This is a genomic window from Neorhizobium sp. PAMB6716 (assembly GCF_058242805.1).
In genome coordinates this window covers 96,079-121,138 of the sequence record NZ_JBZAYW010000002.1, presented here as the reverse complement: position 1 = coordinate 121,138, position 25,060 = coordinate 96,079, and the positions used below count along the sequence as shown (strand labels likewise).

Annotated in this window: 26 protein-coding genes; 9 read left to right on the top strand and 17 right to left on the bottom strand. The window is 61.8% G+C overall.

Annotation, left to right across the window (positions count from 1 at the left end):
* Positions 1-11: 11 nt before the first annotated feature.
* A complete protein-coding gene (locus AC4CWH_RS19165; protein WP_491321935.1) occupies positions 12-1,460 on the bottom strand; it encodes an aminotransferase class V-fold PLP-dependent enzyme in 1,449 nt (482 codons plus the stop codon).
* A gap of 98 nt (positions 1,461-1,558) precedes the next feature.
* On the opposite strand from AC4CWH_RS19165, the gene AC4CWH_RS19160 reads away from it, so the two are divergent.
* From AC4CWH_RS19160 to AC4CWH_RS19145, 4 genes are all read left to right on the top strand, one after another.
* Positions 1,559-2,038, top strand: a complete 480-nt coding sequence (locus AC4CWH_RS19160; RefSeq protein ID WP_491321934.1) for an Lrp/AsnC family transcriptional regulator — start codon at positions 1,559-1,561, stop codon at positions 2,036-2,038.
* A 95-nt stretch (positions 2,039-2,133) separates the two neighbouring features.
* Complete coding sequence (locus AC4CWH_RS19155) at positions 2,134-2,532, top strand: acyl-CoA thioesterase (RefSeq protein WP_491321933.1); 399 nt, start codon at positions 2,134-2,136, stop codon at positions 2,530-2,532.
* Between the two features lie 122 nt (positions 2,533-2,654).
* The gene (locus tag AC4CWH_RS19150; RefSeq protein ID WP_491287495.1) at positions 2,655-3,182 is read left to right on the top strand and encodes a cytochrome b; all 528 of its coding nucleotides are present in this window, start codon (positions 2,655-2,657) and stop codon (positions 3,180-3,182) included.
* 28 nt (positions 3,183-3,210) lie between these two features.
* Complete coding sequence (locus AC4CWH_RS19145) at positions 3,211-4,050, top strand: RibD family protein (protein ID WP_491321932.1); 840 nt, start codon at positions 3,211-3,213, stop codon at positions 4,048-4,050.
* Here AC4CWH_RS19145 and AC4CWH_RS19140 read toward each other — a convergent pair.
* The 4 genes from AC4CWH_RS19140 to AC4CWH_RS19125 form a co-directional block, all read right to left on the bottom strand.
* Positions 3,976-4,773 carry a class I SAM-dependent methyltransferase gene (locus AC4CWH_RS19140; RefSeq protein ID WP_491321931.1) on the bottom strand — a complete coding sequence of 266 codons (798 nt, stop codon included), beginning with the start codon at positions 4,771-4,773 and terminating at the stop codon, positions 3,976-3,978. The genes AC4CWH_RS19145 and AC4CWH_RS19140 overlap by 75 nt on opposite strands.
* A 10-nt stretch (positions 4,774-4,783) precedes the next feature.
* The gene (locus AC4CWH_RS19135) at positions 4,784-5,827 is read right to left on the bottom strand and encodes a glycosyltransferase (RefSeq protein ID WP_491287501.1); all 1,044 of its coding nucleotides are present in this window, start codon (positions 5,825-5,827) and stop codon (positions 4,784-4,786) included.
* The gene (locus tag AC4CWH_RS19130; protein ID WP_491287503.1) at positions 5,824-6,222 is read right to left on the bottom strand and encodes a 6-pyruvoyl trahydropterin synthase family protein; all 399 of its coding nucleotides are present in this window, start codon (positions 6,220-6,222) and stop codon (positions 5,824-5,826) included. Before AC4CWH_RS19130 ends, AC4CWH_RS19135 begins: the two co-directional genes overlap by 4 nt.
* A 62-nt stretch (positions 6,223-6,284) precedes the next feature.
* Positions 6,285-7,298, bottom strand: coding sequence for a zinc-dependent alcohol dehydrogenase (locus tag AC4CWH_RS19125; RefSeq protein ID WP_491321930.1), 1,014 nt, complete (start codon positions 7,296-7,298; stop codon positions 6,285-6,287).
* Positions 7,299-7,456: 158 nt separating this feature from the next.
* Between AC4CWH_RS19125 and ribA the strand changes: the two genes are divergently transcribed.
* Positions 7,457-8,563, top strand: a complete 1,107-nt coding sequence (gene ribA / locus AC4CWH_RS19120; protein WP_491287507.1) for a GTP cyclohydrolase II RibA — start codon at positions 7,457-7,459, stop codon at positions 8,561-8,563.
* Positions 8,564-8,585: 22 nt separating this feature from the next.
* Positions 8,586-9,383: a CDP-alcohol phosphatidyltransferase family protein gene (locus tag AC4CWH_RS19115; protein WP_491287508.1), complete on the top strand. Its 798-nt coding sequence runs from the start codon at positions 8,586-8,588 to the stop codon at positions 9,381-9,383.
* Positions 9,384-9,403: 20 nt separating this feature from the next.
* On the opposite strand, the gene AC4CWH_RS19110 is transcribed toward AC4CWH_RS19115, so the two are convergent.
* Positions 9,404-10,300: a lysylphosphatidylglycerol synthase transmembrane domain-containing protein gene (locus tag AC4CWH_RS19110; RefSeq protein WP_491321929.1), complete on the bottom strand. Its 897-nt coding sequence runs from the start codon at positions 10,298-10,300 to the stop codon at positions 9,404-9,406.
* A 164-nt stretch (positions 10,301-10,464) separates the two neighbouring features.
* Between AC4CWH_RS19110 and AC4CWH_RS19105 the strand changes: the two genes are divergently transcribed.
* Positions 10,465-12,096 (top strand): sulfatase-like hydrolase/transferase, encoded by a 1,632-nt coding sequence (locus AC4CWH_RS19105; protein ID WP_491321928.1) that lies wholly within the window; start codon positions 10,465-10,467, stop codon positions 12,094-12,096.
* Between the two features lie 75 nt (positions 12,097-12,171).
* Entirely contained in the window at positions 12,172-12,441 is a 270-nt protein-coding gene (locus AC4CWH_RS19100; RefSeq protein ID WP_491321927.1) for a WGR domain-containing protein, read from the top strand.
* Between the two features lie 30 nt (positions 12,442-12,471).
* Here AC4CWH_RS19100 and bioB read toward each other — a convergent pair whose 3' ends face one another.
* The 9 genes from bioB to AC4CWH_RS19055 all read right to left on the bottom strand — a co-directional run bounded on the left by bioB (position 12,472) and on the right by AC4CWH_RS19055 (position 21,646).
* A complete protein-coding gene (gene bioB / locus AC4CWH_RS19095) occupies positions 12,472-13,533 on the bottom strand; it encodes a biotin synthase BioB (protein WP_491321926.1) in 1,062 nt (353 codons plus the stop codon).
* Positions 13,530-14,096: a biotin transporter BioY gene (locus tag AC4CWH_RS19090; RefSeq protein ID WP_491321925.1), complete on the bottom strand. Its 567-nt coding sequence runs from the start codon at positions 14,094-14,096 to the stop codon at positions 13,530-13,532. Before AC4CWH_RS19090 ends, bioB begins: the two co-directional genes overlap by 4 nt.
* Before the next feature lie 294 nt (positions 14,097-14,390).
* Entirely contained in the window at positions 14,391-15,059 is a 669-nt protein-coding gene (locus AC4CWH_RS19085; RefSeq protein ID WP_491287517.1) for a GntR family transcriptional regulator, read from the bottom strand.
* 246 nt (positions 15,060-15,305) lie between these two features.
* A complete protein-coding gene (locus tag AC4CWH_RS19080; protein ID WP_491321924.1) occupies positions 15,306-16,124 on the bottom strand; it encodes a sugar phosphate isomerase/epimerase family protein in 819 nt (272 codons plus the stop codon).
* A 46-nt stretch (positions 16,125-16,170) separates the two neighbouring features.
* A complete protein-coding gene (locus tag AC4CWH_RS19075; RefSeq protein WP_491287520.1) occupies positions 16,171-17,070 on the bottom strand; it encodes an ABC transporter permease in 900 nt (299 codons plus the stop codon).
* A gap of 30 nt (positions 17,071-17,100) precedes the next feature.
* Positions 17,101-18,036: an ABC transporter permease gene (locus AC4CWH_RS19070; RefSeq protein ID WP_491287521.1), complete on the bottom strand. Its 936-nt coding sequence runs from the start codon at positions 18,034-18,036 to the stop codon at positions 17,101-17,103.
* A 1-nt stretch (position 18,037) separates the two neighbouring features.
* The gene (locus AC4CWH_RS19065; protein WP_491321923.1) at positions 18,038-19,054 is read right to left on the bottom strand and encodes an ABC transporter ATP-binding protein; all 1,017 of its coding nucleotides are present in this window, start codon (positions 19,052-19,054) and stop codon (positions 18,038-18,040) included.
* On the bottom strand, positions 19,051-20,061 hold the full coding sequence (locus AC4CWH_RS19060) for an ABC transporter ATP-binding protein (protein WP_491321922.1): 1,011 nt from the start codon (positions 20,059-20,061) through the stop codon (positions 19,051-19,053). Before AC4CWH_RS19060 ends, AC4CWH_RS19065 begins: the two co-directional genes overlap by 4 nt.
* Before the next feature lie 4 nt (positions 20,062-20,065).
* Entirely contained in the window at positions 20,066-21,646 is a 1,581-nt protein-coding gene (locus AC4CWH_RS19055) for an ABC transporter substrate-binding protein (protein WP_491287527.1), read from the bottom strand.
* Positions 21,647-21,870: 224 nt separating this feature from the next.
* Between AC4CWH_RS19055 and AC4CWH_RS19050 the strand changes: the two genes are divergently transcribed.
* The gene (locus tag AC4CWH_RS19050) at positions 21,871-22,584 is read left to right on the top strand and encodes a GntR family transcriptional regulator (RefSeq protein ID WP_491287528.1); all 714 of its coding nucleotides are present in this window, start codon (positions 21,871-21,873) and stop codon (positions 22,582-22,584) included.
* Between the two features lie 201 nt (positions 22,585-22,785).
* On the opposite strand, the gene AC4CWH_RS19045 is transcribed toward AC4CWH_RS19050, so the two are convergent.
* The gene (locus tag AC4CWH_RS19045; RefSeq protein ID WP_491321921.1) at positions 22,786-24,186 is read right to left on the bottom strand and encodes a sensor histidine kinase; all 1,401 of its coding nucleotides are present in this window, start codon (positions 24,184-24,186) and stop codon (positions 22,786-22,788) included.
* Entirely contained in the window at positions 24,164-24,841 is a 678-nt protein-coding gene (locus tag AC4CWH_RS19040) for a response regulator transcription factor (RefSeq protein WP_491287531.1), read from the bottom strand. The genes AC4CWH_RS19045 and AC4CWH_RS19040 overlap by 23 nt, the downstream gene beginning before the upstream one ends.
* Between the last annotated feature and the right edge of the window lie 219 nt (positions 24,842-25,060).

Sequence of the window (25,060 nt, the reverse complement as noted above, 5' to 3'; positions counted from 1 at the left end):
GACGCGCCCCCTCACGCCGCTTGCGGGAAGAATATCGCACGGGCGGGATCGAAGGCGTAACCTTGCCGGAAATCGGCGGCGTCTTCTGCCAGCTGGCTGACGCTCTGCAAGATGTAGTTGACCTTGTCCTCACTGAGCAGCACGGAAAAATTAAGCCGTGTGAAGCCGGGTTTTTCCATTTCTTCGCCGGCAAGGATTGCACTGCGCAGGCGGGCGGATTCATGGTCGTCGATCTCGAGCAGGCGATGGACATAAGGGCCGGCGCAGGCGCAGCCGCCGCGGGCCTGGATGCCGAAACGGTCCGACAGCATTCGGGTGACGAGCTGCTGGTGGAGATAGCCGCCCTTGCCGTCACGGATGCGAAACGAGAAGATCGGCAGCCGGTCACTCAAGAGATTTCCCAGAAGCTGGATGTGCGGATGATCTGTCCAGGCGGCGAGCGCGCGGGTGGTCAGTTCGCGGTTGCGCGCTGCCATCTGGTGGCTGCCGATGGCATCCTTGACCAGGAAGGCAAGGGCTGCGCGGATATCGCCGACCACGTTTGGCGTGCCGGCCTCCTCGCGCGCCTCCAAGCTATCGGCATAATCATGGGCGGTGGAGGAGACGAATTTCACCGTGCCGCCGCCGCTCCAGCTTGGCTTATCGATCACGACGGCATCACGCATGACGATCAGCACGCCGGATGCGCCGGGGCCGCCGATGAACTTGTGCGGCGATACGACGATCGCATCGATCTCGGCGCCTTCTTGCGGCGTCATGGAAATCGGCAGGTACGGCCCACCGCCGGCATAATCCCAGATGATCTTTGCGCCTGCCTGTTTGACGCGCCGGGTCACGTCGGCGACATCGGTGACGATGCCGGTGACATTGGAGGCGGCAGAAAACGAGCAGATCACCTGGCTGAAGCCGCCGGAGGCTGCAAGCACCGTGTCGAGTTGCTGAAGATCGGGGCCGCCTTCTGCCGCCTCGTCAAGTTCCACGATGTCGGCGCCGCTTTCGCGCCAGGGCAGGATGTTGGAATGGTGTTCATAGGGGCCGATGATGACGCGTGTGCCGGGTGCTGTCGCACCGAATAGGCAGACCAGCCGGTTAAGGCCGGCCGTAGCGCCGGAACCAGCAAAGATCACCGCATGGGCATCCGTTGCACCGCAGGCACCGGCAATCACCGAACGTGCTTCGCGCCGCAGCCTTGTCATCATGCCCCCGCAATAGGAGGCTTCCGTGTGGCTGTTGGCGTAAAACGGCAGCACGTCTTCGAGGATGAAGCGCTCCACCGGCATCAGCGCGCGACCCGAGGCGACATAATCGGCGTACACCAGAGGTTTTGGCCCAAAGGGTCCGTCGATCACTGCATCGCGACCGATCAGACCATCGGCGAGAGTCTTCAGGATGTCGCCCGCTTGAAGTCCGTTGCAAAACTTCTGCAGCATATCCGTCATCTGTCCCGTCGCCTGCGCCATCGTTTTTGATCCCCTTTATGATGTGGGAGAAGGATAGCCATTGCGCCGGTGTGGTTTCATCCCCTATCTTTGCGTCAAACAACGATTTTGTGTGTCAAATGAACGATGAAACCCTGAAATTCGACGCGATTGATCGTCGTATCCTCACCTTCCTGCAACGCGATGGCTCCCTGTCTCAACGCGAGCTTGCCGAAAAGGTGGGGCTTTCGCAGAATGCGTGCTGGCGGCGCCTGCAACGGCTTGAGGAAGCGGGCGTGCTGAAAGGCGCGCAGGCGGCGGTGGACCTGCCGGCGCTCGGGCTTGATCTCACCGTGTTCGTGATGATCCGCACCCGCCACCATTCGAAGGAATGGGCCGAAAGCTTTCGCCGCCATGTGGAAAAACTGCCCGAAGTGGTGGATTTCTACCGCATCGGCGGTGACTGGGACTATCTCCTGAAGGTCGTCACCCATGGCATGCGCGGTTATGACGCCTTCTACCAGAAGCTGATCACGGATTTCGATTTCTCCACCGTGACAGGCTTCTTTTCCATGGAAGCGCTCCTGCAGAACCGCCCGACGGATCTGACGAGGTTATGACATCCTGCAATACGGCCATGCAGGAACATCGCTTGAAGCCTGAATGATCCGCCGTACATCTGTTGTGCATTGCACAATGGAGATGAATGACGATCATGAGCGACCATGTTGAAGACTTGAGCGATCTGCCCAAAGGCGACCTGACCCTGCGCACGCTGGCCATGCCCGCCGATGCCAATCCCGCCGGCGATATCTTTGGCGGCTGGGTGATGGCGCAGATGGATGCGGCCGCCGGCATCGCCTCATCGGAACGCGCCAAGGGCCGCACGGTCACGGCCGCCGTTCGCGAGATGATCTTTCGCCAGCCGGTAAAGGTCGGCGATACGCTGTGTATCTATACGACCGTCACCCATGTCGGGCGCACGTCCATGACGCTTGCGGTGGAATGCTGGGTGCGGCGACAGTTTTCCGAAACGCGCCAGAAGGTGACGGAGGCAAGTTTTGTGATGGTGGCACTTGATCATGCCGGCCGGCCGCGCCCGGTGGATGGCTAGGCTTGCAGCCTTGACGACTGCCCCTCGCGGTGAGTTGATCGCATATTTGCAAACCGTTTCTTTCGAAATGGCGTATCCTGCCTGACCAATAGCCGACAAGGCGACATAAAAGGGAGGCAGCGATGACAGTGACCAAGCGGGACATCCGCTATCCTGGACGCATGCGCGTGCTGCACTGGCTGGTCGCCGTTCTTGTTGTATCCGTCTGGCCGCTCGGCATGATGATCAAGTTCACCCGCGAGGAGGTGAAACTCGATTTCTATATGCTGCACGAAAGCCTCGGCTTCATCGTGTTGTGGCTGATGCTGGTGCGAACCGGGGAGCGGCTGACCGCATCCCCCCTGCCCCGGCCCGCAGCCGGCATAGAGGGGCTGGCCAGCCGCACCGTGCATGGTCTTCTTTATCTGTTTCTGGTGGTCATGCCGGTCAGCGGCTTTCTGGCCACCAATGCCCACGGCTTTCCTCTCCACTGGTTCAACCTCGTGCGGATCTGGAGCCCGGTGGGCAAATCTCCTGAGATCGCGCCCTGGTTTTCCGCCATCCACACCTGGAGCGCATGGATCCTTTTAAGCCTCTTTGCGTTGCATATCGGGGCGGTTTTATTCCATCACGTGATCCGCCGCGACGATACGCTCACCCGTATCCTTTGACCTTTTAATTCCGGCGGACAGATCGATCATGCGCAGCATCAAGATGACCGAAACCCTGTGGACGCGATTGCTCGGCATGAGTGGCAGCCACCTGCGGGTAACCCCGTTCGAGGAGCCGGCATTGCAACTCTACGGACCGATTGCCGGCGCACGCCGCCGCTTCGTGCTGGCGCAGGTTGGTCAGTCGCTGGATGGGCGCGTGGCCACCGTGTCGGGCGACGCACGCGATATTTCCGGGCCGGATGGACTTGCTCACCTGCACCGCTGTCGTGCCCTGGTGGAGGCGGTGATCGTTGGCGTCGGCACCGTCAGGGCGGATAATCCCCGCCTCTCCGTGCGCGAAGTCAAAGGTCCAGATCCGGCACGCGTCGTAATCGATTGCCGCGCCGAACTGTCCGGCGAGGAAGGCCTGTTTCACGATGGCGGCGCGCCGGTCATTCTTATTCAGTCGAAGGAGGCACCGGAGCGGCGTTACAAGGCGCAGGTGATCCGTCTGTCGCAATCACAGTCGGGGCTTTGTCCGCACGCGATCCTCGATGCGCTGTCTGCCCGCGGGCTTGACCGAATTCTGGTCGAAGGCGGTGCGCGCACAATCTCGCGATTTATCGATCAGGGGCTGGTGGACCGGCTGCATGTCTCCATCGCGCCGCTGATCATCGGCTCGGGTCCGACGGGCATTTCGCTGCCGCCCATCGATGCGCTCTCGCAAGCGCAACGACCGGCAGCACGGGTGTTCAGCCTTGGCAGTGATATCCTCTTCGATTGCGACCTGAAGCCGCAATCGCTCAATGCCTCAATCTCGCGGCAGCGCCAGAAGGTCGTTATGGCCGACCTCGCATCCGCCCCGATCTCCCCTGACATAGGCTAGCCGGAAGGCCAGCCATTCGCCGATTTCCTCCGGCTGCAGGGCGCCCACTTCCAGGACGGGATCGACCATGCCGCGCAGGAAAGCGATATGCAGATCCGCCTCTTGCGCGCTGATCCGCCAGACGCTGGGGGCCACGACGACATCGTATGCAAGCCCTTCCAGCACGCCTTTCAGGTGGTCGGTGGCTGTCGGCCCAAGGGCCGGCCCCAGCCCTTTGTCGGTGCGCTGGTGGCGGTTGAAATCGGCAACCACGCGCGCGTCCAGCGGATGCGGGCGCTGCCACTCCACGCGTCCGTCATAATTCAGCGCCGCATAAAGCCCGATGCGATGCTCTGCCAGCACACCGAGAAGCCGGTCGCAGAAGGCGGCCGAGCCGAGATCGAAGAAGGCAGAGGCAGTGACGATGGACACGCCCTCCAGCGGCATGCCGGCTGGCTGGTTCAGATCGTGCCTGAAAAAGCCGATGCCCTCAGAGCCCAGAAGTTTTTCCGCCGCCGCCAGCAGCGCGGGATCATAGTCCAGCAGCCGCCATGCGGTGCCCTCGGGAAGCCGCCCCGACAGGCTGCGATAGGTGGAGCCGGTGCCGCAGCCGATGTCGAGCACAGTGGCCGGCAAGGACTGGCTGGCGACGAAGCGGGCAAAATTGTCGACCAGCACCGGGTCGCGCGCCAAAACATCAACAGGCTCGCGCAGGCGAAGCCATTTGGCATCGAAGCCACTCATGGGGTTCCTTTCAGGAAACGCGGTTCAGGGCAGAAGAGACAATTGCGGCGGTATCTGGCCAGCCCGGCAAATTTAAGCCCGCAACGAAGGCGGCGTCGGCAAATTTTCGTCGCTCGAGAGGAAAGGCCAGAAGCCGGCGCAAGGCTGCCGCAAAAGCCTCCACATCATCCACCGCCACCAGAAGCCCCGCGGACGGGGGCACAACATCGGGAATGGCGCCCGCATGGCAGGCAACAATCGGCAGGCCTTGCGACAGCGCCTCGGCAAACACCATGCCGTAGCCCTCGTAACGGCTGGCGAGCGCAAAAATATCGGCTCCGGCCATGGCCTGGCGAACATCTGCCCGCTCGCCGGTAAGGGTTACGCGGTCGGTGAGTTTCAGCTGATGGCGCAGCATTTCAAGCTCGGATGTGGTGACCGGATCAAGATCCCGGCTGCCGATGATGGTGGCGCGCCAGGGGAGATCCCGAATGCGCTCCAGCGCGCGCAGGAGAACATCATGCCCCTTGCGCCGGGTCAGCGTGCCCACGCAGATGATGTGCGGCGGCGTGTTGTTGCCCTTGGCGACAGTTGCCCGCTCCGTGCCGGGAACGGCAATCGTGATCTTCTCCTCATCCACGCCATAATGGGCAATAAGGCCGCGGGCCGTGGCAGGCGAGGTAACCACGATGTGGCGCACATGGGAAAGCGCCTTCCGCTCCACCTGTTGGAACCGCACCTGCTCCGTTTCCGACAGGCCCGTTTCCAGCGCCAGCGGATGATGCACCAGCGCCACCAGACGCAGGCGATCGGCAGAACGGGCCGCCCAGCGGTCCATCACGCCAAAGGCAAGGCCATCGATCATGACAAGGCTGTTGTCCGGAAGTGCATCCAGCTTTGCCTCCGCGGCCTCCAGCTGTGCGGCTGAAGGTGTCGGAAAGCCATCGCCAAGGCCAAGCGGCACGACAGGCCGCCCGAGCGCCGTCAGGCACTCGATCAGGCGGCGATCATAGGCATAACCGCCCGTGCTGGTTTCCAGCCGGCCGGGATAGGCAAAAACCAGGGGCTCGCTCAAAGATCGGCCTCATACCAGCCGCGTGCCATATGGCTTTCGTTGAGCAGCACACGAAGCCGGCAGATGCGGGCGCTGCCGGGCCCGAGCTTCTTGTCGGCCACCGCCTGTTTCAGCTGGTCGAAAATGTATTTTGCAATCACTTCTGTCGTCGAGATCCGGCCCTTGAACACCTCGAGTTCATCGAGGTTCTGGTAGTTGAGCGGCTTCAGCACTTCAGACAGAACCTGCGTTGCAAGGCCGATATCGACCGCCAGCCCGTCCTCGTCGACATCCCTCGTGAAGAAGGCGGCATCCACCACGAAGGTTGCACCATGCATGCCCTGCGCGGGTCCGAAAACCTCTCGCTTCAGGCTGTGGGCTATCATGATGTGGTCTCTGACTTCGACTGCGAACATGAAGTTTTTTGTCCTTCCTTTAGATTTTTATTGGTTCAATGGCGGGTTGGCGCGAGGAGGCTTCACCCCCTGGGCTGGTAGCGAACGCGATGGCAAAGCGTTGCGGTTGCATCCAGAATACGCGGATAAGCCACCTGCAGATCATCAAAGGCGGTCTCGCCTGATATGAGTGCATCCAGCCTGTCGTCCTGCAAAAGGTCCATGGCCTTCATCAGACGCCGCGAATAGGTCCAGCGGGCGCGCCGATGCGGGGGAATGTTGCCGACCTGCGAGGAGACGACGGAAAGGCGGCGCGAATGGAAAGCGCCACCAAGCGGTACTGTGGTCGGGCGCTCTCCATACCAGCTGGCCTCGACGATGCGCGCTTCCATGCCAGCCAGTTCGATGGCCTGAGACAGTGCCGCAGAGGCGCCGGACGCATTGATCAGCACATCGAACTCGCCGCTGACGTGGTCCGACAGGGCAAAATCCAGTCCGAGCGCGCTGGCAAGGCTTGCCCGTTCCAGATCGCGATCAATCAGCAGCGTTTGCGTGCCGGCGATGCCGGCGCTGAGGAAGGCGACCAGCGCGCCGACAACGCCTGCGCCAAACACCGCGACCCGGTCTCCCGGCTGGATCAGCGCATCCCAGACGATGTTGAGCGCGGTCTCCATATTGGCCGTCAGCACCGCCCGTTCCGGCGGCAGGTGAAGTGGCAGCGGCGTCACCGCGCTTGCCTCTACAGTGAACAGATCCTGATGCGGGTGCAGCGCAAATACTGTCTTGCCAGAAAGGTTTTCCGGCCCCTCCTCCACCACACCCACCATGGCGTAGCCGTATTTCACCGGAAACGGAAACTGGCCGCCCATATGGGGCCCGCGCATGCGCTCGCGCTCGCTTTCGGGCACCAGCCCCTTGAAGACGGTGGATTCGGTGCCGCGGCTGATGCCGCTATAGAGCGCACGCACGCGCACACTTCCGCTCCCGGCGCCTTCCAGCGGTTCCTCGCGCAAGACGCACTGACCGGGCGCCTCGAACCAGAGGGCTCGCGCGCTCTCGCTTGTGTCTAGGCTCGCGCGCTCTGTCAAAAGGCCCATCCGCTTCTTTGCACCTCCATGGAAACAACAGTTGCCTCTATCTATGGCAGGTTTTGTGAAAGGCGCGGGGCAGATGCATCAATTTTAATTTATAATATGCGGCAATCCGTTGCCTTTGCGGGGTCGTAACGCCACCTAAGAACACGAAGGAGGCCAGCATGACCGCAGAGAGCCCATTCTCGAAAGATTATTCCAATCCCGCCATCGCCGTCGAACGCGCCGTTTCGGAATTGCGTTATGGCCGACCGGTAATCTTTTCCGACGATAGTCGGAAGATCGCCGTTCTCGCCCTGGATGCCGCGTCTCCGGCCGTGTTTGACCAGTTTGCCGAAACGGTCAACAACGCCCATGACCTGCTGCTGACACGCCAGCGCGCCAGCCGTCTCGGGCTGAAGACCAATCATGATGTCGCCGTGCCGCTTGCCGGTTATAGCTTCGAGCAGGCTTCGCGGCTGTCCTACGCGCTCGACGCCGATATTCCGCGCACATGCCGCCCGGCCGACAGGCTGTTTTCACAATCGACCGAGCTTGCCAGCGTAGCGCTTCTGCTGCCGAGCATGATCAGCGCCGATATTTCCGGGATCGAAGATCGTTTCAGCGGCTGCTGCGGCATTCACGCCCACGCGCTTTCCAACCTTCGCCCCGCACGCGAAACTTTCCAGAAGGTGGCGCGCACCCGTGTGCCGCTGAAGGATTTTGGCGATGCGGACTTTGTCGTTTTTCGCGGCGGTGTCGCCCAGAAGGATCAGGTGGCAATTGTTGTCGGCAAGCCGGATCTTTCCAAGCCGGTGCCGATCCGCATCCATTCGTCCTGCATCACCGGCGACCTCTGCGGTTCGCTGAAATGCGATTGCGGCGACCAGCTGCGCAACGGGCTTGACCTCCTGAAACAGGCCGGCGGCGGTGTACTCGTTTATCTCGACCAGGAAGGCCGCGGCACCGGCATCGGCGCCAAGATGCGCGCCTATGGCTATCAGCATCTCGGGCTCGATACGATCGATGCCGATGCCGAGCTTGGATTTGGACAGGATCACCGCCGTTACGAGGCCGCCGTTGCCATGCTGCGCCTCCTCGGCATCGGTGAGGTGATCGTCTACACCAACAATCCGACGAAGATCGCGGCGTTGAAGGCAGGTGGCATTGCCGTCCATGCCCGCACGCCGGTTCTGGGCCGGGTGACGGTGGAAAACGAAAATTACCTGCGCACCAAGACACTGCGCGCCGGACATATGCTGGACCTCGATACGCTGATTGCCGCAGAATAAGGTAAGAGGCCGGAGGCTCGTCATGTCCATCAACGAGGAAAGGCACGATGCCCGCGTGGCATCGCGCCGCCGCTTTTCAGATTTTCATCAGGATCCGCTGCTTGCCAACACACTGAAGGTGCTGGCCGTGGTCTACCTTGCCTCGATTGCCAGCTGGGGCATGGCAGCACTGCACCTGCCGCTGGAAATCCATGTGCCGGTTATTGCCGGCGGCCTGCTGGCCGGCATTTTTGCAGCTGTTGTCCACGGACTGCCGTTCCACAAACATGCGCGCTTCGGTTTTGCCAACCTCGTCACCGCCTTTCGCGCCGGCATTGTCAGCCTTGTGGCGGCAACGGTGTTGTTTTCGCATGCGTTCGGCGGCCGCGACTTTGACGATCTGATCTGGTGGACGGTGGCGGCGGTGCTGTTTGCGCTGGCGCTGGATGGGGTCGATGGTTATCTGGCACGGCGTTACCGCCAGCAATCGGCACTCGGCGCCCGCTTCGACATGGAGGTGGATGCCGCCCTCATCCTCATCCTCTCAGTTGCGGCCATGGTGCTCGACAAGGCGGGCCCCTGGGTCGTGCTGATCGGTCTGATGCGCTACCTGTTCGTGATGGCACAATGGTTTTCGCCAGCGCTCAGGGCTGAACTTGCGCCGTCGTTTCGCCGCAAGACGGTCTGCGTGGTGCAGGGGGCAGCGCTCTGTCTGGTGCTTGTGCCGCAGGTGACAGTGCCGCTCTCCATCTGGATCTGCGGCTTTGCCCTTATAGCGCTTGTCTATTCCTTTGGTGCCGATGTTCTGGCGCTCCTGTCGCGCAAAGCAACAAGGCCGTGATGGATGGCGGCATACCCCGTTTAACCGGCGGGGCGACGTCTCTGCGAAACGGCGATCACCAGAAATCCGGGAGAGGCACCCGCCATGGCAAGCGCTCCGTAAACGAGGCTTGCCGAAACGCCATCGGCACTGGCAAGTCCGATCAGCGGCCAGAGTGCAGCCGCCGCCGCTTCGCGCGTGCCCCAGCCGCCAACCCCGGTCGGGATCAGCATGGCGGCGAGACACAGCGGCACGACGGTAAAGGCGCCGACAAGCGGCAGGGGCTTTCCGACTGCATCTGCCGCCAGCATGAACAGTGCCACATAACCGAAAACGACCGCAAGGCTCAGGCCACCCTGCACAACGAAGGCACCGCGGCGCAGGAAAACCTCGACGAAGTCGGCACGCAAACTCTCAAACCGGCGCATCAGAACGGTGCCAGCTGCGGCAAGACCGATGAACAAAGCACCCGCCACCAGCAATGCCTCCGCGGACCAGAGGTTTTTATCGATCAGCAGCGGCCAGAGAACCAGACCCGGCAGGCAGAGGCAGACGAAGGCAAGCTGGCCGGACAGGCGCTCGAAGAACACAGCCTTGGCCGAACGCTGCCAGCCGCCCGCCTCACTGTCTGCGCTGCGATAGGCGCGCAGCACATCGCCGGCCATGCCGCCCGGCGCGACCTGGTTGACGGCGCTTGCCACGTAATATTCACCGATGGCATGAAAAACCGGCATCTTCTGCCCAAGCCTTGCCGCCGTAAAACGCCAGCGCAGGCCAGACAGCACGATCTGTCCCTGCACCAGCAAAAGCCCCAGCACCACGTGCAGGAGAGAAACATTCGACAGCGCGCCCAGAATTTCCTGCGGCTCCAGCCACCAGACCAGCAGCACCAGACAGGCAAGCGCAACGGGCGTTGCAAGGTAACGCAGAAATTTCAAGCCGTGGTCTTTCGTTGTCAGAAGCTAAAGCTGGACGGTGATTGGTATATCGTCTCGAAGGCGCGATCCATCACCCTTGCAAGGCGGCTCATCACGTCTTCGCGTGCGAATATCAGTCCGCATGCTGGCTTGTTACGCAGATCAGTCGCTGGCGGATTGATGGTATGACAAGGATTGCCCTTTCCCGGATTGCATCCGTTGTCGCAAGCCGTACCGTTTCAGGCCTCATCTTCCTGGCCGTCACGCTTGGCGTCCTCACTCTGCCCGATCATCCGGATGCCCTGTCGCCGGGCGCGTTCCTTCGCCTGCCGCTGGAAGTGCCCGCAGTTCTGGCGGTGCTTCTGGTGGCGCGCGGCAGGCTGAACCGTCTGCTGGCAGCGGGACTGACCTTGCTCTTGGGGATCATGCTGTTCCTGAAGCTTGCCGATATCGGCACACAGGCGGCATTCCAGCGGCCGTTCAATCCCTATCTCGATATCAAGATGCTCGCCGACGGCTGGAATATCGCGTCGGGCAGTCTGGGGGTCACAGTCGCATTCCTGGTGCTGCTGGCCGCCGTCCTACTTCTTGGCCTCGTCCTCGCGCTCTATTTTAAGGCAATCCGCCGTCTTGCCCCCGCGTCACGTCCGGGTGCGGGCCGAACGGTGCTGGCCGCCGGGTTGATCTTCGGTTGCGGGCTCTTGATGACCTTTGGAAGCCCTTTCCCCAGCACGATGCCCGTGACGGCCAATGCAGGCCGTTATCTGGCAGATCGGATCGCGCTTGCGATTGCCTCGGCGCGCGATTTACAGGTGTTCGAGCAGCAGCTGGCAGCAGATGAAAAGTCCGCCACACAGTTCCCCAGACATGACGATCTGTTTTCTGCGGTGACTGGGCGCGACGTCATTCTCGTCTTCATCGAATCCTATGGCCGCAGCGCCGTGGAAGATCCGCGCTACGTGACGGTCACCAGCCCCCGCCTTGCAACGATGGAGAACGAAATCGGCGCTGCGGGCTTTCACGCGGCCAGCCGCTGGATCACCTCACCCACCGTCGGCGGCCTCAGCTGGCTTGCCCATGGCACCTTCCTCTCCGGCCTTCAGGTGGATAGCCAGGCACGTTACGACCGGCTGATGGCAAGCCGCCGGCCAAGCCTCAACCGCCTGTTTGCCGGTGCGGGCTGGGAAACGGTGGCGGTGATGCCGGCGATTACCATGGATTGGCCGGAATCTGCCTATTACGGCTATGACCGTATTTTTGCCGCCGCCAATCTCGGCTATCGCGGCAAGCCGTTCAACTGGATCACCATGCCGGACCAATACACGCTCTCCGCCTTCCAGCGGCTGGTACGCGACCGTCAAGGCCGCAAGCCGGTGATGGCGGAAATCGCCCTCATTTCCTCGCATGCGCCGTGGACGCCGGTGGCGTCCATGATCGACTGGGACAGTGTCGGCGATGGCACGGTGTTTGATGCGCAGGCAACCAGCGGCGATCCGCCGGCCGTTGTCTGGTCAGATCCGGAGCGGGTGCGAAGGCAATATATCCAGACGATCGATTACAGCCTGCAGGCGCTGTCGAGTTATATCGCGCGTTATGGCGATGACGCGGTGTTTCTCGTGATCGGCGATCACCAGCCGGCGGCCATCGTCACCGGTCCTGATGCCTCCCGCGCCGTGCCTTTTTCCGTGATCAGTCGAGACACGGCGCTGGTCGATCGCTTTCTGGCGGATGGTTTTGATGCTGGTATGGCGCCGAAAAGTGCCCGCGAGCAGCCGATGAGCAGCCTTTACGACCGTCTGATCCACCTTCTGCGCTAAAGACCCCCTCACCGATCAGCGCCGTGAATCGATCAGGCCGCATCGATTCAAAACATGCGTTGGACCTGCGCTGCCATGTCCAACACACTCATTTCCATGACCGAGCCCCGATTTGACGCGCATCTGGCGCACCGCATCGATCCCTCCCGCAACATGGCGCGTTTCTATCATGTCGTCATTGAGGTCGATCTGTTCGGGGACATTTGTCTGACCCGCAATTGGGGCCGCATCGGCACGAACGGACGCGACCACCGGCAGGTTTACGGCACCTGGAATGCTGCGGCAGAGGCCATGGAAAAACTGGTGGCCGCCAAGCAAAGGCGCGGATACCGCCCGCCGGCGTGACGTGCAAAAAAGTCCACGCCGGCGAAGAGATCAGTGGCAGCCGCAAGACGGTTCCGGCTGCTGCGAGCGAAGGGCTGCCGTCTTAAGCCCCAGCTTATGGAGGAGCTTGCTGTCGCGGTCGCGGTCCGGGTTGCCAGTCGTCAACAACGCATCGCCGGTGAAGATGGAATTGGCGCCGGCCAGGAAACACAGCGCCTGCGTCTCGTCGCTCATCCCATCGCGGCCCGCAGACAGCCGCACCACGCTTTTCGGCATCAAAAGGCGGGCCAGTGCCACCAATCGGACGAAGGCAATGGCATCGGCAGGTTCTGCCTTGTCCAGGACAGGCGTTCCCGCAATGGCGTTCCACATGTTGAGCGGCACGCTTTCCGGATGCGGATCAAGCCCCGAAAGGATCACCAGCATGGCAATACGATCCTCCACCGTCTCACCCATACCGACAATGCCGCCGGCACAGAGCTTGATGCCGCCGCGGCGCACATGATCCAGCGTTTCCAGCCGGTCATCCATGGTGCGGGTGGTGATGATTTCGGGATAAAAGGCGCGCGAAGTATCAATATTGTGGTTGTAATAATCGAGACCCGCCTCGCCCAGCCGCTCCACCTGCGCCGGTGTCAGCATGCCAAGCGTCACACAGGTCTCAAGGCCAAGGCCCCGCACGCCCTCGATCATGGCGCAGACAGTTTCCAGATCACGATCCTTCGGAGAGCGCCATGCGGCCCCCATGCAAAACCGCGTTGCGCCGCCAGCCTTTGCGCGCGCGGCTTCTGCCACCACACGCTCAACCTCCATCAGCTTGGTTGCCTTGACGCCCGTCTTGTAATGGGCGCTCTGGGAGCAATAACCACAATCTTCCGGGCAGCCGCCGGTCTTGATCGACAGGAGCGTTGCGGTCTCGATGACATCCGGGTCAAAATTCTGCCGGTGGACGGACTGCGCCCGAAACAGCAGTTCGGGAAACGGCAGGTCATAGAGAGCGCGCGCCTCGCTCTCGCTCCAGTCGCTGCGCGGAACGGTTTCACCTGCGTCCGCCGGAGTTTTATGCGGGGTGGCCCGGCTTGACGCCGGGCTTTGTTTCAACACTTCGCTCATCGGCCAAGCATCCCGCCGATACGGTTCCACGGCAGAGCGGAGCCTGCCGCAACCAGCGCTACCTTCAGGAGGTCGCCCAGAATGAAGGGCAGGAAACCCGCTGCCATAAGCTTGCTCACCGGCACGAATACACCGAGCCAGGCAAGGCCGAGCGCATAGATGATGGCAAGACCGGCGAGCATAGCCAGCAGCTTGCCGACGGTTCCGCGTCCGAGCGCCAAGGCGCTGGTCACGACAGCACCGAGGAGATAACCCGCGAGATAACCACCGGTCGGCCCCATCATATAGGCAAGGCCGATGCCACGTTCAGGCGTCCCGGAAAATACGGGAAAACCGAGCGCACCGGCACCGAGATAAGCAAGAAGCGTTGCTGCCGTCAGGCGCGGTCCGACAGACACCGCAAGGCCCATGACCGCCAGCGTGTGCAGCGTCATCGGAACGGGAAAGAACGGGATCTGCACCTTGGCGGCCGCAGTGATGATGAGCGCGCCGAAGACGACGAATACGGCCTGACGCGTGAGATCACGCCAGATCGGCGCTGCCGTGGATGCGGGAAGAGACATTGGACCACCTCAAATTATAGATAATTTGTCGAACGGCAACAAGATTCCAGAAGTCTTATGGAGTCGCAAGCCATATTTATAGATAATTTTAAAGACGACGCGTTTGGCCCGTCGACCTTGATTGCGATCGCATGCGGCGGATAGACGAAGTAGGATGCGTGAAATGTGGAAAATGCAGTCCCCAAGACCCAAATCAGGCCCCTGAAGCTTCAGACGGCGGAAAACATGCGGCAGCGGAACGGCATGAGAGCAGCGCCGGCCACGCGGAACATCAGGTGCGAAAAAATCTATAATTCAGCCGATAATGGCAAAAGCGTCCTGCGTGTCACCACCCGCAGTGGCGACGGGACGGCGGCCGATCCACTGGACGTGGCGCGACAGAACCGTGCAGGCGACATCGATCTGCCCCTGACGCAGCGCCTGCAAAATGGCCTGGTGATCGTGGTCGGTCTGCGCTTCCCAGGCAGATCTCCAGGCCGCAAACAGAAAACGGGCGCTCGCCGCATGCAGGTCATCGATGGCCGCCAGCAACCGGGGCATGGCGCATGGCGTGATGATCAACCGGTGGAAGCGGCGGTTAGCCTCTTCCCAACTGCGCACATCCTTGGAATTATCACCGGCGCGGGTTGCCTCTTCGGCAGCAGACAGAATGGCCGGCGTCAGGTGCGGGGCGGCATGGCGAAGCGCCAGCACTTCCAGTGCGGCACGCATTTCCGCCACTTCCTTCACCTCCGACAGCTGGAAGGAGGCCACGCGCACGCCGCGCCGGGGTTCGCTGACGGCCAGCCCCTGCGCTTCCAGACGGCGAAATGCCTCGCGCACCGGCACATGGCTTGCGCCGAATTCCTCGGCAATATGGTCTTGCCGCAGCCGCGTGCCCGGCGCTATGGCCCCGGCGATAATACGATCGGCAAGCGAGCGGCTGATGCGAACCGCCAGCGTCTCTTCTTTTTGTGCGCTCATGGAAAGCTTGATAGGCTGGCCGAGACGAATTGTCGATTACCGTCGCCCAAACTTGGGGTCCGGAAAGGCCGGAATCGGCCTTCCCTGCGACACATCGACGGTGAAGACCATTGCGCAATCGGTTTCCACCATCGACCACGAACCGAAATGGTCAACTGTAACGCCAAAGCCAATCGACAATGGCATATCGAGCCCAAAGGGCGAAGATCGGCCACCGGCCGGTCTTCGCCCATTTCAACGCATCACCTATTGGGCAAGGCCCAGCATCTGAAGATATGCGGCGGAAGCCTGGATCTGGCTCTTGTCGCGGATCTCGATGATCAGGCGCGGGTTGGACGTGATGCCGGCAAGGCGGGCGAAGAAAGCACGCCAGTTGATGTTGCCGTGGCCAACCGGCCAGTGACGATCCGCATAACCATCGGCATCCTGCAGATGCACGTGCTGCAGCAGGTTGCCGGCGTCATGGGCAAAATAATCGACCGGCGGCGCACCGGTGGAACCGGCGGCATAGGCTGCATGACCGGTATCGATGGAGAGCGCAAAGGCCGGCGAGTTGAAGTCTTCCACCAGACGACGGCGTTCGCCCGGATCCTTGTCCTCGATGTTTTCCAGGACAAAAACACATCCCTGATCCTCGGCGCGCTTTACGGCGGCATCGAGTGTCTGGTGGGTCATGTCGAACACGCGCTGGCGCTGCTCGGGCCAGTTGTCGAGGTTGTTGTGCATCCAGGTGGTATAGGGGCTGTGGATGACGATCTGGGTGATGTCGAGGGCGGCTGCGACGTCGAGCGCCTGGTCCATGCGGCGCGCCACGATTGCCCGCACATCCGGATCGGCAGAGGCGACGTTCAGGCCCATGAAGGGGCCATGCATGCCGAGCCGCCCCTGATGGCCGTCGAGAAGCTGCCTCGCCCGCTCGACCAGCGGCTGCCAGTCGCCGCAGAGCACCTCGGCCGGGACGAAATCCTGCAGTTCGAGATCGCGCGGCTTCTCCCGAAGCCAGTCCCGGTTCAGTTCGACGTCCTTTAACGTCATGGCAGCGCCAAGGATGGGCAGTTCAGACATGGTCTCGTCCTTTTATTGTCGAGCACAGCGCTCGAGGGTTGGGAAGTCAGGAAAGGGTCGGGTCAAGCTTGTCGCGCAGCCAGTCGCCCAGGAGCGAGACGCAAAGCGCCGTCACGGTGATGACAAAGGCGGGCGCGAGCATGATCCAGGGGGCCGACGACAGATATTCGCGCCCGAAGCCGACCATGTTGCCAAGCGAGGTATCCGGCGGCTGGATGCCAAGCCCCAGGAAGGAAAGGCCGCTTTCGAGAAGGATGATTTCCGGAAAGGCAAGCGTCATCGAAACGATCAGCGTCGAGGCGATATTGGGCAGGATGTGGCGCCCGTAGAGCCGCAGCGGCGAGGCCCCCAATTGGTGAACGGCGGCGGCATAACCATGCATCCGGCCGCTGATGGCAAGGCCGCGCGCAATACGCGCATACCGCTCCCAGGCATGGAAACCAAGCAGGCAGACGAACAGGACGAGGGAATTGCCGAAGAAGGCAAGGATCGCAAGCGCCAGAACGAGAAAGGGAATGGCGGCGGAAAAATCCACCAGCGCCAGCACCGCCTGCTCGACCAGCCCGCGAAAGTGAGCCGCCACGAAGCCGAGCGTGACGCCCACCGCAGCGCCGATGATCGTGGCGCCAAAGGCAATCAACAGGCTCATGCGGATCGAAGTGATCAGTCGCGACAGCACGTCACGGCCCAGTTCATCGGTTCCCAGCGGATGGCTCCAGCTGCCGCCCATGAAGACCGGAAGGCTCAGGCGGTTGTGCAGGTCCATCTGCGTGAAGCGGTAGGGCGAAATGACATCCGCTGAAACCGCAATCGCCAGCATCAGGACAAGCCAGAGCACGGCAATCGAAATCGAGACCGGCAGGCGCGAAAGTCCGCCAAGCAGCGTCGCCAATCGCAAGGAGCGCAGACCGCCGGTTTCGGTGCGGGTGGTGGGGGTGTCGACCATGTCGTTTCTCCTGGAGATAAGGGACGCCGGTCAGCGCCGCGCCTGACGCGTCTGCCCATGCATTCTGGGATCGACCAGGCCATAGAGGACATCCACGACCATGTTTGCCGCAACCATGGTCATGGCGATCATGAGCACGATGGCCTGCACGACGGCAAGATCCCGGTTGGCAACGGAGACGACCAGAAGCCGCCCGACGCCGGGCCAGGAAAAGACGCTTTCCACCACCACGGCGCCGGCAACCAGGCCGCCCAGCATGAAGCCGATAATGGTGATGGTGGGAATCGCGGCATTCTGCAGCGCGTGACGCCAGACCACCATGGACCAGGGCAGGCCTTTGGCGCTTGCCGTTCGGATATAGGACTGGCCCAGCACTTCCAGCATGGCACTGCGGGTAAAGCGGGCAAGAAGTGCCGCGCCACCAAACCCCATCGTTGTAATCGGCAGGACGGCATGCAGCCAGCTATCCTGACCGGCAGAGGGCAGCCAGCCGAGATTGACGGAAAAAATCAGCACCAGCAGCATGGCGAGGATGAAGGAGGGAACGGCAAAGCCGGTGACCGCCATCACCATGACGCAACGATCAATCAGCGAATTGCGGTGAAGCGCTGCATAGACGCCGGCCGGAACACCGACTGCAATATTCACCACAAACGCCGGCAGGGTCAGCGCCAGTGTGGAGGGAACCCGCTCCAGGACGACAGACAGCACATCACGGCCATCGCGCATGGAACGGCCAAGTTCACCGCTGAAAATCGCCTCGAAGAAGGCAAAATACTGAACCCAAAGCGGCTGATCGAGACCCCAGGCGCGCCGAAACGCATCGATCGCCTCCGGCGGCGCATCGGCGCCCATGATCACCACAGCCGGATCTCCCGACATACGCAGCACGACGAAAACGAAGGTGACCACCATGACGATGCTGACGGCTGCCCGCAGCAGCCGCGACAGAAAATAATGCAGCATATCAGCAGGCCTCCAGGGGGGCGGTGACGCGGGTGGCGGGTGCTTCGCCGTGCGCCACATGGCAGGCAACGCGCCGGCCATCACTGCGGCGCGGTTTCAGCAGCGGTGCTTCCACCCGGCACTGCGCACTGGCAACCGGACAGCGGGGATGAAAGGCGCAACCCGATGGCCGATTGGTGGGACTGGGCGGATCCCCCTGAAGAATGATCCGGCTGGATGTCTTGCCTGGATGGGGAATGGCCGAGACCAACGCCTGCGTATAGGGGTGGGCGGCATCCTGCAGCACCGCATCCGGATCACCTTCCTCAACGATGCGCCCGAGATACATCACGGCAACGCGATGGCTGATCTGGCGCACGGCCCTCAGGTCATGGCTGACGAACAGCATGCCCATCCCCAACCGCTCCTGCAGGTCCATCAGCAGGTTGAGCACCAGCGCCTGGATCGAGACATCGAGCGCACTGATCGGCTCGTCGCAGACGAGAAGATCCGGCCGGGTCACCAGCGCACGCGCAATCACGGCGCGCTGGCGCTGGCCGCCGGACAAGGAGTGCGGGCTGCGGGCCGCATGATGCGGTTGCAGGCCGACCTCCGCCATCATGGCGGCGACCCGTTCGCGGCGGCTTTCGGCCGTGCCGATCCGGTGAATATCGAGCGGCTCGGCAATCTGCTCGCCAACCGGCAGGCGCCTGTCGAGGGCGGAAAGCGGGTCCTGGTAGACCATCTGCATGCGCCGGCGAGACGCTGCCCAGGCCGATGTCCCGGAGACCGGCATCGGCTGACCGTCAAACTCCACGCGGCCCTCATCGGCGGTTTCTATGCCGAGCACCAGGCGCGCCGTGGTCGATTTTCCGCATCCGGACTCGCCGACAAGGCCCAGCGTTTCGCCGCGTGCCACATGCAGCGAGACACCGTCGACAGCCCGAACCGTGGATATGCGGCCCATGAGCCCGCGCCGCATGCCGTAATTGCGCACGAGATCGCGGGCAACCAGCAGGTTTCGAGACGTCGAGGTCATAACATGGCCCTTTCCCGCGTCGGCGTGGCGCGGTCATGGGTCGGACGGTCGAGCGACGGGTATGGCTGCGCATTGAGACAGGCAGCACTATGGTCGGGCGCCAGAGGCAGGGCGGCGGGATCAACCTCCAGACACAGGCTGCTTGCCGACGTGCAGCGCGGCGCAAAAGCACAGCCCTTGGGCATGTGCGCGGGTTCCGGCACGCTGCCCGGAATGGCAACCAGCCGATGGCGCTGACCGGCAAGCGGCGGAAGCGCTCCCAAAAGCCCCTGCGTATAGGGGTGGTTGGGATTGGCAAAGATCTGTTCGCTCGGCGCCTCCTCGACGATACGGCCGGCATACATGACGGCAATGCGCGAACAGGTGTCGGAGACGACGCCGAGATCATGAGAGATCAGCACCAGCGCCATGCCGGTGTCGCGCCGCAAGGTGGTGACGAGATCGAGGATCTGCGCCTGGATGGTGACGTCAAGTGCCGTTGTCGGCTCGTCCGCCACCAGCAGTTCCGGTTCGCCGGCCAGCGCCATGGCAATCATCACACGCTGGTTCTGTCCTCCGGACAATTCGTGCGGATAGGCGTTGATGCGGTTCTTCGCATCGGGAATGCCGACCTGGTCCATGAGCCGGATGACTTCGGCCTTTGCCCGATCCCCCGTCATGCCGCGATGCAGGCCGAGTGCCTCGCCGATCTGGCGCCCGATACGATGGACCGGATTGAGGCTTGCGGCGGGATCCTGGAAAATCATGGCGATACGTCCGCCACGAACCGGTTCAAGCCGCGCTTTCGGCGCTCCGAGGATTTCGGTTCCATCGAGCAGAACCGAACCACGAACCTTAGCCGAGGCGGGCAACAGGCCAAGCGCTGCAAGCCAGGTGATGGATTTGCCGCAACCGGACTCCCCCACCAGCCCGACCGCTTCCCCCCGCTCGACCGACAGATTGATGCCCCGCAAGGCCGCGGCACCGCCGAATGCGACCGAAAGGTTTTGGATCTCGACGAAGGCCATGGCCTCAGGCGCTCCAGTTGTGACGGCGGAAATCCATCACGAAGGATTTTGCCGGCGCCCACTGGATGTCGGCCCGCTTTGCCGTGAAGGAGGCGTTGCGGTGCAGCACCACATAGGCCGGGTCTTCGATTTCGATGATCTGCAGCATGCGGCGCCATACGGCGATCCGGCGGGTGCGGTCGGTGCTGGTTCCGAGTTCATTGGAAAGCCCGCCGAATTCCTCGTTGCGCCACTGGTTGGTCTTCCAGGGTGTGCCAAGAGGGCCCCAGGAACCGGACATCTGAACGTAAGGATCCGGCAGGGAAGCTGCCGCCGACCAGTCGTGGATGCCGCGCGTCTCCGGGCCGCCTTCCTGGATCTGGCCCCAGTTTTCCACCATCTGCATCTTGATGTTGAGGCCGACAGAGCGCCAGTTCTCGGTGTTGATCTGGGCAGTCGCCGTCTGGGCGGTATAGTAGTCGTTGAGGACGCGGTAGGGGATCGGCTCGCCATTGTAGCCGGCCTTGCGCAGAAGGGCGCGGGCTTTATCCGGATCGTAGGCCGGGTTTTCATGGTCGGCGATGTAGAAGTCGCCATAAAATTCCCATTGCAGGCCGCGCGGCACTTCGGTGCGACCGCTCCACAAGGCTTCCACGATCAGGTTGCGATCCACCGCGTGGGTGAGCGCCTGACGGACGAGCGGATTGGCAAGCACCGGGTGTGACTTGTTGAACACCGTATAACGCGTGTTGTTGATCGGCCCGCCGACGACCTTGAAGCGCTTGTCCGCCTCGACGGTGGCAATCTGGTCCGGGGGAATGTCGCAGGCGAAATCGGCGCCGCCGGAGCGCAGCAGATTGATGCGCGAGGCCGTTTCCGGTGTTTCCACGAAACGGATCTGGCGAAGCGGCGGGCGCCCCTCCCAATGATCGTCGAAGGCGGCGAGCGTCAGGACCGAATCCGGCTTGTATTCGGCCACCGAATAGGGACCTGTGGTCACAGGCAGCCGCGCCCAGTCCATCCAGCTCTTGGCTTCGAGAAAGGCACGCTTGTTGACGATCATGCCGATCGAGGCAGACAGGCGGCCTTCCAGAACCGGGTCGATGGAGGCATTGTGCAGCCGGATCTTGTGCGGGCCCAGCACCTCGATCCGTTCAAAGGCGGGGAGTGCCTGACGCGCCACGGCCTTGACGTTGTCGGGAACCTCGACCGTTGCGCCGCCCCACATCCGGTCGGGGCCGTAGGAGAAGGCCACATCTTCGGCAGTCATCACGTCGCCATTGTGGAACTTCACGCCTTCGCGCAGATCCACCTCGACCGTCAGATCATCGAGACGCTTCCAGGACGTCGCCAGTTGCGGCTGCAGCGACATGTCGCCGATCCAGTCATTGCCAAGCAGCGTCTCGGCATAACTCGTATAGATGCGGGCGCCGACATTCGACTGTTCCGTCAGCATTTCCAGCGTGTTCGAATTGGAGATCCGCTGCACGGCAACGGTGACGGCGGGGCGCTCGCCGGATTGCGCCGATGCCAGGCGCGGCAGGGCGAAAGCGGCCGTCGTAGCGGCCGACATGGACAGAAGACTGCGGCGGGTGATTGCGATCATGGTCTTTACCTTCTGAAAGTGGCAAGCAAAGGGATCACGCCGGCCGGATACAGGCTTGCCTGCCTCCAGCGCGTTCGTGCGTCGACGGTAAAAGTTGCGATGATGTGCACTGCCCGGCCGGACATTCCGTGAGAACCGACCGCCGTGTTGAAAATAAATTACGGGTTCATTGTGAACTGCGAATGACAGCTGTAGGTACAGCTACGAGATTTGAGGGGTAATGGATGGAGCCACAATGGTTCAGGGTTTATCAGGCGGTCAAAAAGGCCATTCTGGTGGGAGAGCTTTTGCCGGGCAGCCAGGTTCCGCCCGAATTCGATCTGTCGGAGCAGCATGGTGTCAGCCGCAACACGGTCCGGCGCGCTTATCTGGCCCTGTCGCAGGAAGGCCTTATCCGCAGCGTCAACGGCCGTGGCTCGTTTGTCATGCAGACAGGGCTGACCTACGAGGTGGATGCAACGTCGCGCTTTCGGGATGTGCTGGATCGGCAGGGCGTGCGCTCGGCAATGACGACCGTGGAGAGCCTTGAGGTTCCGGCTGAAGCGGACATCGCCCATATCCTTTCAGTCGAAATCGGCCACCCGCTCTTGCGCGTCACCGCCCTCATTCTCGGTGACGAGGTTCCCTTCATCCTGACCGTGCGCCACATTCGCGCCGACCTGGTGGAGAACCTGGACGGAAAGCTGAAAGAGACGAATTCGCTGACGCAGATCGCTCTCAGCGAAGGCCTTGGACAATTGCGCCGCGTCTCGACGACCGTTGCTGCCCGACTGCCAACGGAGCGGGAGGCGGGCCTGCTGCGCTGCCCTGCAAACGCCCCCGTTCTGCTGGTCCATTCCACAGGCCGGATAGACAACGGATTGCTGCTCGAATGCCAGAAGGCGGCGATGAACAGCCAGCTCATCCGGCTTTCGTTTCGAAGCGAGGGAGACAGATAATCGGCATGGTGCGTCGATCGGTATCCGCGCGAACTAACGCCACCCTTGGACGGGTGATGCAGCGATCAGCGACCCTGAACGAATGTCAACGGACCGTAACATTCCCAACGGATCACCCCATGGGGCATGCCACGTCACGATGGCCGCTGCAGGCCTTCATCCGGCACTCGAATGGCCGAGGTCTGCGGGCTCCGGAGCGTGTCAGATCGTGCGGTCATCGCCCTGGATGAGGGTGCTCGGTGGAAATGCGATTTCGGCGGTAAATCCTTGGGTTGGCAACACGTCAAAGCGAAAGCCGTGCAGTTTGGTAATGGCTGCCACCAGTGTCAGGCCAAGCCCGAGGCCTTTGGTATGGCGGCTTGTGTCGGCGCGGTAAAAGCGCTGCACGAGAAGGCTTCTTTCGGATTCAGCAACACCCGGCCCGGTATCGCTGACGCGCAATGCGGCGCCATCGGGGCTGGCCGTGAGGCAAACATCGATGCTGCCGCACTCCGGCGTGAACTTGACGGCATTGTCGACAAGATTGGCAATGGCCTCGAAAATCAGGTCGCGATCACCGTGAACAACACGTTTTTCGTTGGCCTGCACGGTGAACGTCAGCTGCTTTTCCTCGGCAATGGGTTCGTAGAGGTCACCCACCTCGCAAACCAGTTCCGCAAGCTCCACCTCGTCAAAGGCCTGAAGCCGACGTGTCTGCTCGATTTCGCGCACACGCAAAATGGCGGTGACGATGGAAATCGCATGGTCGAGCTCGGAAATGGCGCGATCTGCCGCACCCTGCAAAGCCTCAAGCGTGGTCGCATTACGCCGGGCGCGCTCAAGGCCGATCCTGACCCGGGCCAGCGGGGTGCGCAGATCATGGGCAATGTCATCCCCCACGGCTGCCAGATCCTCGATGAATGTCTGCATTTCATCCAACATGCCGTTGACGATCTGGGCCAGATTATCGATGGGGTCCTGGGCATTGCGATAGGGAAGCCGCTGCTTCAAATCGCCTGCGACGATCTGGGAAATCCTCCTCTGCATCTCCGTCACGCGCTTGTGGGCATTGAGGCCAAAAAACAGTGACGCGGCAAGCCCAAGCGCCAGTGCCGGGATCAGCCCGAACAGCAATCCTCTCTGAACCATGGAGGCTGCCTGTTCATTGTCGGCGGTGCTCCAGCCGACGAACAGAATATTACCGTCTGGCAGCAGGCGTACAACGGCGCGCGCGTTTTGCACATGCCTTGGCACCTGATCCGTGCGGATGATCGAAACCCGCTGCGGCGGCGCGCCGATCTCCATGCCGGGGGGAAGCTTGTCGACATTGCCGGATAGGCGATGGCCATCGGTGGAAAAAATCGCCGTTGGTTTGACACGGCGCGGATCCTGCCGAACTCTTTCCTCATAGGCGTTCATCTGGCCAAGACCAGCGCCCTCCGAAATGACAGCGGCCTCCTGCAACACCAGATCGTCGATCTGCTTGATCAACTCGTTGCCGCTGGTCTGAAAATAGGCAAAACCGAAGCTCAAGCCGATGGTCACCGTAATCGCGGTCAAGAGAACGACCACATAACGGAAGGCGGATTGCCGGACCCACTCAATCGGGCGCGCGAAGTACAAAACCCTCTCCCCGAACATTCGAAATCATCGGCGGGTCTCCGGCGGCGTCGATCTTGCGACGAAGCCGGCCCATGTGGACATCGACCAGATTAGAGTCGGGCACGAACTTGTATTTCCACACCTCCTCGAACAGCATGCCGCGTGTCAGCAACTGCTCGCAGTGCCGCATCATATATTCAAGCAGGCGAAATTCCCGTGGAAGAAGTTCGATCAGCCGTTCACCGCGGCGGGCGTTACGCTCGAGGAGATCGAGTTCCAGCGGACCGACCCGCAGCACTTTTACCGAAATATCGGCAGGCCGACGCAGAAGCGCTTCCACGCGCGCGACAAGTTCCAGAATGGCGAAGGGTTTCGTCAGGTAATCATCACCACCCGCCCGCAGGCCCCGGACGCGATCATTGACCGCGCTGAGAGCACTGATCACCAGAACAGGCGTGCGCACCTGTTCACGCCGCAATGTATCGATCACCGTCAGGCCATCCATGCCCGGAAGCATCCGGTCAACGATCAGAATATCTGCGCCCGCGACCCTCGCCTGCTCGAGCCCCTCAGCACCATCGGCGTGCCAGTCCACGGCATAACCATAGTCTTTCAGTTCGGCACATATATCCTGAGCGGTGTCCTTATCATCTTCGATAAGAATAACCTTGGTCATGTCTGTTCCTTGATGCATCGCCTATCGGCAAGGCCGCAGACCCTTGTCAGCCGCAAGATGAGAGCGGAGCTTTGCCCAGTCCTTCGCCCGATCGCAGTGGATCAAGCGCCATTTGAGCCGTTTTGCGACGTGCGGCAATTAAATATTCTTTCATAGCGCCTTGCGGCGGGCGGTGTCGAAACAACCCCACGCCGCCCGGCCTTCTTAAATTTCTATTTA